The organism is Nostoc sp. CHAB 5836, from assembly GCF_020829445.1.
Taxonomy (GTDB): domain Bacteria; phylum Cyanobacteriota; class Cyanobacteriia; order Cyanobacteriales; family Nostocaceae; genus Nostoc.
Genome location: NZ_JAIVFV010000028.1, coordinates 49,103 through 57,633 on the forward strand (window position 1 = coordinate 49,103; position 8,531 = coordinate 57,633).

The following is an 8,531-nucleotide window of genomic DNA, read 5'->3' on the forward strand; positions in this document are numbered from 1 at the left end:
CGCGGGACGGGTTTTGGTAGAACACTTTAAAGAGTTTGAACGAGGGTGTCAGGTTTCGGAACAGGGGACAAAACTACAGCCCCAGTTAGCTAATGCTTGGTTTCGTCATAGACGGGTTTTAGCCTTAGCTGGTAAACATCAAGAAGCGGTGGAGGCGTTGGAGAAAGGATGGCATATTTCACCAGCAGGGGGTTATCTGCAATCAGTACCTGGGTTGGTTTGGCTGGGGGAGAGTTACCAAGTACTGGGGGATGTTGGGGCTAGTAAGCGATCGTGGGAAGCGGCTTGTGAGGGATGTCAGGAATTGAGGGCTTTTACAGTAGTTTTCATGTATTTGAACCACAAATAGACTTCACTTCCATTCCTCTCCCCTACTATGATAGAGGCTTTGATTTTCTCCCCTTCCCTACAAGGGAAGGGGCTGGGGGTTAGGTTTCATTACTTTAAACGGTAGTAATCTGAGTTTTATCAAAAGTCTGAAAATGGAGAGTAAGTAAACGTGAGTTCGATGAACCTCTCCCTCCCAGCCTCCCTCTGGGAAACGGAAAGGGAGGAGCAACGAAAAATTCAGCTTTTTGCTCCCCTCTCCGTGTCGGAGAGGGGTTGGGGGAGAGGTCAAATAAGACTTGTCGAACTCACGTTAAGTAAGGATTTCATTTCTTTTGAATGTGTTTGATTAGCTGTTTCTAGGAAATTATAAATGCTTGTTTTAAATGAGGGGAAATCTGGATAATACTTGGAGTATAAGCAATGCTTTTTGACTAATTTCCATAATCGTTCTATCAGATTAAAATTCGGAGAATAATCAGGTAGATATAATAATTCTATTCCTAAAGTATTTGCCAAATTTTGCACTAATTTACATTTTTGGTATTTGGCATTATCACAAACTATAGTTATAGGTATACTCAATTTTAGCACTGCTAGTTTATATAGAAGTTCGCAAATACTTTCAGAATTAATATAAGTGTCATTTGTCACAGTAATAATTTTGTGAGTGATAGCATTTAATGCTCCCAGAACATTAAATCTTTTTCGACCGGAAGGTGATTTAATAAATATTCGTTGAAAACACCAAACCCACCCCAGAAATGCTCCCATCACAAAGTGAGAAGCATCAACAAAGAAAACAGATCTCTTACCTTGTTTCGCCTCGTCTAGCCTGGGTAGAAGTTCTTTTTTAAAGTTATCTTGAACCTCTAGGTCTGCTTTACCAGGTATGAAGCCTACTTTCAATCGCTGCATTCCTATTGACTTTAAGAATATTCTCACTTGAGTTGGACTGCGTTTTATACCTGTAATCTCTTCAATTGAGAACTCTGCTTTGATTTAAATCGACTGTTACAGTTGTCGTTCAGTACAAGTTCGTAATTCGTAATTTGAATTATCAATCTTGTTCTCGTGAGCAAGATTTTGTGGGAGCGCCTAATTCGTCTAAAGTATTCATTAATAAGTCATCTTGTGGCATGAGATATCTGCTTTGGAAATTTACAATATGATCAAAGGCTTGAAGATCCTCAAGCGCCTCTGATGCAGACTGATATCGTTGTTTGAAGTCATCCAATACCATTTTACTGAGAATCTTAGCTAGGGAGTGGCTCACTTGCGCCCGATCGCTCCATTTTACTTCCCCATCAGCATTTCTATCTAGCTCACGGGGTGGTACACCAGTCAAGGCTTTAATCCCAACCATGCCGACTGCATAGATATCGCTACTGTAGTGTGGACGCCCAAAACATTGCTCGCTTGGTGCGTAACCCTGAGTACCAATGCCAATGGTGAAGGGGATTTGCTCTTGATGATCAAGCTGTTTTGTGCTGACTTCTTTGACGGCTCCAAAGTCAATCAATACTAGTTTCCCGTCTGAATGTCGCCGGATGATATTACTGGGTTTAATATCCCGGTGAATCACGTTGTTTTTATGGACAAATGTTAATGTTTGCAATAAGTCCTTGACAATTTTGATCACTGCAATTTCTTCAATTGCTCTGCCTACTGGGAGTTCCTGATTTAAAGGATGACCAATTATCTGTTCTTGCACTAAATAAAATTCTTCATCTTCTTCAAAATACGCTAAAAGTTGAGGAATTTGGTCGTGTGTTCCCAATTTTTGTAGCGTTTGCGCCTCTGAGTTAAATAAACGTCTGGCAAGTTGCAATCCTTCTGGTTTAGTGTTGGCTGGTTTTAATTGTTTGACAACACATCGCGGACTACCAGGACGTTGAGTATCTTCGGCTATGTAGGTTTCGCTAAATCCACCAAAACCGAGAACTTTGACAATTTTGTAGCGTTGAGCCAAGATTTTTCCTGATAAGGCTAAATCTCGTTGCTGGATTAGGTCTTCCAAGCCATCTTGTTGGCTGAAAATCTCTTGAACAACGGGGGAAGTTTTATACTTGCGAAAAATGTCTAATAATTGGCGTTTGATGATGCTTTCTCTGACTAATGAGGTTCCCAGGTAGCAAAGTCCGGTCAAAGCGATCGCAATCATTGGTATAGTAGTGGGAAAAATCAACTGACCATAGATAAATAACCCATAGCTAATTCCTACCCAAGTGCCAGATAAGGCGAGGCTATAGAGAAATCTATTGATACTACGCTTGCGTCTGCTAATTATTAAGGCTGCATTGCCAACTAGAATTAGCACAAACAAACCCTGCAATGGTGGATTGGTAATTCCTGGGGCGATGGCTTTACCTGTCATCAAAGTGGCGATCGCATTGGCGTGAATTTCCACGCCCGACATCGGTTCAGTGGTTTTGCTAGCAGCTACTGGATGATAATCATTGTGTAACTTATATGTTGAACCAATCAGCACTATCTTGTCTTTAAAGACCTTTCCCTGGTGCAAATAGGTGTTCCAATTTTCCGGTTCGAGTATGTGCCAAAAGGGTATTTGCTCAAATGTACCCGCAGGCCCCCAAAAATAAATGCGATCGCCCTTTGGTGGGGGATAATTTACTTGTGCTGCCCTCAGTGTTGCTTCATCAAAAGACGGTGGCTTCTCGATGGAACCATCTTCACTTAACAAGTTAGAAAACTCACTTGCCAATCGATGAATTTTACCATCCACCTCCACAGGGAAATTAACTGAGCCAATGGACACTGACCCGCTACGAAACATCGATTGTGGGTCTGCCAGTTGCATAAAAGACCCTTGATGCGTCTCTGAATTTTCGTAGGTGGCTGCTAAGGTAACTTTGCTACCATATTTTTGCAAGACTGCTTGAAGTTGGCGATCGTCCGTAACTCCATAAGCACTTGGAGTATCAAAAACAACGCCAATAGCTACCGAGCGGGCACCTGCTTGGATTAATTTTGTAATTACTTGTGCGTATGCAGCACGTTGATAAGGAAAAGATTTCAGTGTTTTTAGGTAGGCATACTGTTTCGGATCTGTTTTATAGTACTCTTTGGGAACTGATATTGACTGATCATCTATTGCTAAAATGACAATTTCTTCTGGAGGCACAATCGGCCCACGCAGTTGAAAAAAGCTAGAAAGTGCCTGATTTTCGAGCAATTGAACTAATTCCCCACCAGAAGCACTCAGCAGTGCTGCCCCGATTGCCGAAGCGCCAGCAAGCAGATGACCTAAGCGAAGCATCCACTTGGATTGACGAGCTGATCCTGTCGAAGTTACTTTTGTCGGTTTACTTGACAGTCTATTGGCAGTGGAGAGATAGTTTTTAGTTAAAGTAGATGTAGGTTCTTCTGCCATGTCGTCTTACTGATTTATTTAATTCCCACACTTTTATTTATTCAGACCACGTTTTAGTGTAAGCACCTTGAAATAAGACTTAAATGACGATCTTATACATTTGTAAAGTATCTTTGATTCCTCAACAAACTTTTATTGGCAGAGCTAGCCCCAAGAGATTCATACTAAAGCACCACCTAACTTATTTTTTTGTGTTGAGTGAGTTATAAGTAGTAATTGTCTCACAAATCAGAGCCTGATATATAGCAATTTTTGCAGTAGTTGTAAGAAAATTCACCCCCCTGGCTAATGCTGTCCCCCCCCCAAGGCATCGGGCAGGGTGGTTTCATACGAAAAAAGAAAAATACATAAGTCTTGATTTTTCATGTAGAACCATAGATTTTGACCCCTCTCCAAACCTCTCCCCGTTGGCGTCAGCCTGTCGTCAGACAAGGGTCGAGAGGCTTTGAAAGCTAGTTTCAGTTTTTCTCTGTTTGTATGAAACCACCCTGGCCCCCCCAAGGCATCGGGGGGAGTACGTGACAACTCTCACAATTGGAGTACCAATGTGGCGGGAGTACCCCGGAGGTTTAGATGGGGGTCGCAATAATTTGAAATTTTCACAAATGATAGGACTTACGCAAAATCATGAAAAAACGAACCGCCAAGTACGCCAAGTACGCCAAGAAATAGGAGTTTCAGAGAGTTATTGCGTAAGTCCTAAAATGATTTAGGACTGCTATATTCTACCTGTACATTTGGTTGTGGCGAGATTTTAGTTGAGGGACTTCCAGTTAAAAAAACATCCTATCGTAGGGGCGCAAGACTTAGATACCTTATAAATATACAAGCAATTTGAGATAATTTATTTTTTGCAAGTCCCTTAACCTAACCAATAAGTACGCTATTAACGAGGTGCTTTACTGGAGGCTGTCCCAAGTCCGTCTTCTGTCTCTGGTGCAATATTGGTACTTCCCACAAAGGGTATCCTTATACTCACAGCAAAACTTATAGATAGGCATTAACTCATATCCTGCCTTAGAGGATGTTTGAAAAGTGGTTAGCTCTGATTTTAGGCACTTTTAGATCCCCCCTAACCCCCCTTAAAAAGGGGGAAGAATTAAAGTCCCCCAATTTTCCGGGGGATTTAGGGGGATCTAGAACGTTTTGCTACCAAGAAGAGGACTTTTCAAACATCCTCTTAAGCCTATGCTATACCTCTTTAGGAGTAAACTTTAGTGTTATACAGCTATGAATGCTGTTACTCAGTCAATTTTATTGGTAGATTTTGATCACAGAGCGGCTCTTGCAGTGCTGGAGGTGAATAAGGTTTAGCACCCAGTATCTCTACTCCAATGTTGCAGCCATTTTTATGCATTGAAAGAGGTAGGATAAAAGCTATAGATGAAGAGTTGCTTTATAGATATTAGCAAACAAGGCATTTGAAAATTGCTATAATCTATTGTTCCATCTAAATTCATTTATATTATTAGGTGTAAATTTGTATGGGTTCTCCAATGAATCGTCTGTCTATTTTTGTAGATGGAAACAATATGTTCTATGCTCAACAAAAAAATGGCTGGTTTTTTGACCCACGACGAGTCTTAGAATATTTCAAACATGAGCAATCAGAAACAACATTAATTAATGCCTTCTGGTACACTGGCTTAAAAGACCCACAAGATCAGCGAGGTTTTAGAGATGCTCTAATTAGTCTAGGATATACAGTTAGAACTAAAATTCTTAAAGAATATTATGATGATACCTCCGGTCGTTACTCGCAGAAAGCGAATTTAGATATTGAAATTGTTGTAGATATGTTTAATACAGTAGACCAGTATGACCGAGTAGTATTATTCAGTGGCGATGGAGATTTTGAAAGAGCAATCGAGCTATTACGATCCAAAAATACACATATTACGGTAGTATCAACAGAAGGAATGATCGCGAGAGAGCTACGGAATGCTACTGATAGATATATAGATTTAAATGATATCAGAGATCAAATAGAAAAAACCGAAGGTTAGTAGCCTTAGCAATTATTTACAAAGGTAAGAGTAAAAGAAAAACTAAGGTTGAAGATATATTACGCCATAAGTAAACATTAAACAACAAACGGCAGATGACAAACAAAACAGATCGAATCATCATTTTTGATACGACATTGCGAGATGGAGAGCAATGTCCGGGAGCGACTTTAAATATAGACGAAAAGCTAGTTATCGCCAAGCAATTAGCCCGTTTGGGTGTAGATGTAATTGAGGCAGGCTTTGCCTTTGCTAGTCCGGGAGATTTTGAAGCAGTCAAGAAGATTGCTGAAATTGTCGGCACAGAAAATGGGCCGGTAGTTTGTAGTTTGGCAAGAGCCATTAAAGCAGATATTGAAGCGGCGGCTGAAGCCTTAAAACCAGCAGTTAAGGGTAGAATTCACACATTTATTTCGACTTCTGATATTCATTTAGAATATCAGTTGCGGAAGTCACGGGCAGAAGTGTTAGCGATCGCCGAAGAAATGGTAGCTTATGCCAAGTCCTTCATGACAGATGTAGAATTTTCGCCGATGGATGCGGCCCGTACGGATCCAGAATTTCTGTACCAAGTGTTAGAGCGAGCGATCGCAGCTGGTGCAACAACAGTTAACATTCCTGATACTGTGGGTTACACAACCCCTAGCGAGTTTGGAGCGATAATTAAGGGCATTATCGACAATGTTCCCAACATCGACCAAGCGATTATTTCCGTTCACGGTCATAATGATTTAGGCTTGGCAGTTGCTAACTTCTTAGAAGCCGTCAAAAATGGCGCACGGCAACTAGAATGTACCATCAATGGCATTGGCGAACGCGCTGGAAATGCATCCCTAGAAGAATTGGTAATGGCGTTGCACGTGCGGCGGCAGTATTTTAACCCTTATTTGGGAAGACCAGAAGAATCTCAAGAATCTCTGACAAATATCGACACCCGACAAATTTACAAAACCTCACGCTTAGTTTCTAATTTGACGGGAATGTTAGTCCAACCAAATAAAGCGATCGTGGGGGCCAACGCCTTTGCCCATGAGTCTGGGATTCACCAAGATGGGGTGTTAAAAAACAAACTCACTTATGAAATTATGGATGCCCAATTGATTGGCTTAACAGACAATCAAATAGTTTTGGGCAAACATTCCGGTAGAAATGCTTTCCGGACTCGGTTGAAAGAATTGGGCTTTGAACTGTCGGATACAGAATTAAATAAAGCATTCGTCAGATTCAAAGAAGTAGCAGATAAAAAGAAAGAAATTTCTGATTGGGATTTGGAAGCGATCGTTAACGATGAAATCCAACAAGCACCCGATTTGTTCCGAGTAGAATTGGTGCAAGTTTCCTGTGGTAGTAACGCCCGTCCTACTGCTACAGTTACCTTGCGTACCCCAGACGGTGAAGAATTAACCGATGCGGCGATCGGTACGGGGCCAGTAGATGCAGTTTATAAAGCCATCAACCGGGTGGTGAATGTGCCCAATCAGTTGATTGAGTTTTCTGTGCAGTCAGTAACAGCCGGTATTGATGCTATTGGAGAAGTGACGATTCGTTTACGTTATGAATCTAAAGTGTTTTCTGGTCATGCAGCGAACACAGATATCATCGTGGCATCCGCGCAAGCTTATGTAAATGCGTTAAATAGGTTGTACGCATCTTTGCAAACTCAACAAAAGCCAGAGGAAGTAACTGCACAGAAAGTCTGAGAGTCAACTCACCCATAGTAAAAGCACCGTATCTGTTTTTAGCTGATACTAAAAAACTCCTTCCCAACTTTGGGGAGGAGTTAAGCGTTCGTTCTGAAAATTTGTTGGAAATCATATGGAAATTGTCACGAGGGGTAGGTTGGGTTGAGGAACAAAACCCAACATTTTCTTTCTTAGGACTTACGCAATAACTCTCTGAAACTCTTATTCCTTTGTGTCCAACTCTTACGAGACGCACTCGCGTTTGCGCCCTACCCTGCGGGAAGCCGCTCCGCGTCTATGCGGTTCGTTTTTTCATTATTTTGCGTAAGTCCTATTTCTCTTTGTTGGGTTTCACTACGTTCAACCCAACCTACGAATCTTCTTAATTGAGCTAAAAGAACCCCACCCCCAACCCCTCCCCGCTCTTCGGGAGGGGAGCTAAAGCGCAGCTTTTGCGGGGTGGGGTTCCGGTTGAAAAATGCCGTTCATGGTATTACTGTCTGCACAGTAGTAGCTGATGTATTGACTGAAGATGTAAACCCAGCCAGTTTGCCCAACTTCTGGGGTACAAAGTCCGTTTCTTTGCTACCTTGAACCTCAGATAAGTAGCAATCTCGCACTGCCAACAACAAACCTTTGATGGCATCTGGTGCGCCTGTTTTAACTAAATCGTCTGCCTTTTTGAAAAAATGCGATCGCCATTTACCATCGTTATTGCCATACAATTCGATTAAATACCAACCTGCAAGATACTCAGCTAAAGGGTCAAGACAAAAACGGATTCTGTCTTTGGCAGAACCAATAGTTTGAATCAGGTGCAGGCGTTTTTCCAGATAATCGAGATGTGCTTCGGGGTCATCAATACCCAAAGCTGCTAATGCAGCAATAGCATCGACACGCTTGGCGGTTCCTGGTTGATAACTTTGCTGCAAGCATTCCCAAGCAATGGTTTTGGCAATTTGATGAACAGTGCGGTCATCAAATTGATTGTCTGTAACATCACGATTGAGTTCATTGATATAACCCAGCATCAAATTAGGAATATTCTCTGGTAGGGCAGAAATATTAGATGCAACGTCTTTACTGGCGATTAACTGTTCAGCATATAGTTTAGCCAGCAAG

General features: G+C 41.6%; 4 protein-coding genes and 2 pseudogenes. 3 read left to right on the forward strand and 3 right to left on the reverse strand.

Annotated features, from left to right (window positions below; all coding sequences use genetic code 11):
- The first annotated feature begins 13 nt into the window (after window positions 1–13).
- Window positions 14–349 carry a hypothetical protein gene (locus LC605_RS08560; RefSeq protein WP_229547141.1) on the forward strand — a complete coding sequence of 112 codons (336 nt, stop codon included), beginning with the start codon at window positions 14–16 and terminating at the stop codon, window positions 347–349.
- A gap of 266 nt (window positions 350–615) precedes the next feature.
- Here the strand turns inward: LC605_RS08560 and LC605_RS08565 are convergent.
- Together LC605_RS08565 and LC605_RS08570 are read right to left on the reverse strand one after the other, a co-directional pair.
- Window positions 616–1,338, reverse strand: a pseudogene (locus LC605_RS08565) (IS630 family transposase); the annotation flags it as partial.
- A 49-nt stretch (window positions 1,339–1,387) separates the two neighbouring features.
- The gene (locus LC605_RS08570) at window positions 1,388–3,721 is read right to left on the reverse strand and encodes a CHASE2 domain-containing serine/threonine-protein kinase (RefSeq protein ID WP_229547142.1); all 2,334 of its coding nucleotides are present in this window, start codon (window positions 3,719–3,721) and stop codon (window positions 1,388–1,390) included.
- A 1,484-nt stretch (window positions 3,722–5,205) separates the two neighbouring features.
- Here LC605_RS08570 and LC605_RS08575 point away from each other — a divergent pair.
- The gene (locus LC605_RS08575) at window positions 5,206–5,727 is read left to right on the forward strand and encodes an NYN domain-containing protein (RefSeq protein WP_041565194.1); all 522 of its coding nucleotides are present in this window, start codon (window positions 5,206–5,208) and stop codon (window positions 5,725–5,727) included.
- 95 nt (window positions 5,728–5,822) lie between these two features.
- Window positions 5,823–7,427 (forward strand): 2-isopropylmalate synthase, encoded by a 1,605-nt coding sequence (locus LC605_RS08580; RefSeq protein WP_229547143.1) that lies wholly within the window; start codon window positions 5,823–5,825, stop codon window positions 7,425–7,427.
- A gap of 467 nt (window positions 7,428–7,894) precedes the next feature.
- Here LC605_RS08580 and LC605_RS08585 read toward each other — a convergent pair.
- Window positions 7,895–8,531 (reverse strand): annotated as a pseudogene (locus tag LC605_RS08585) (PBS lyase); the annotation flags it as partial.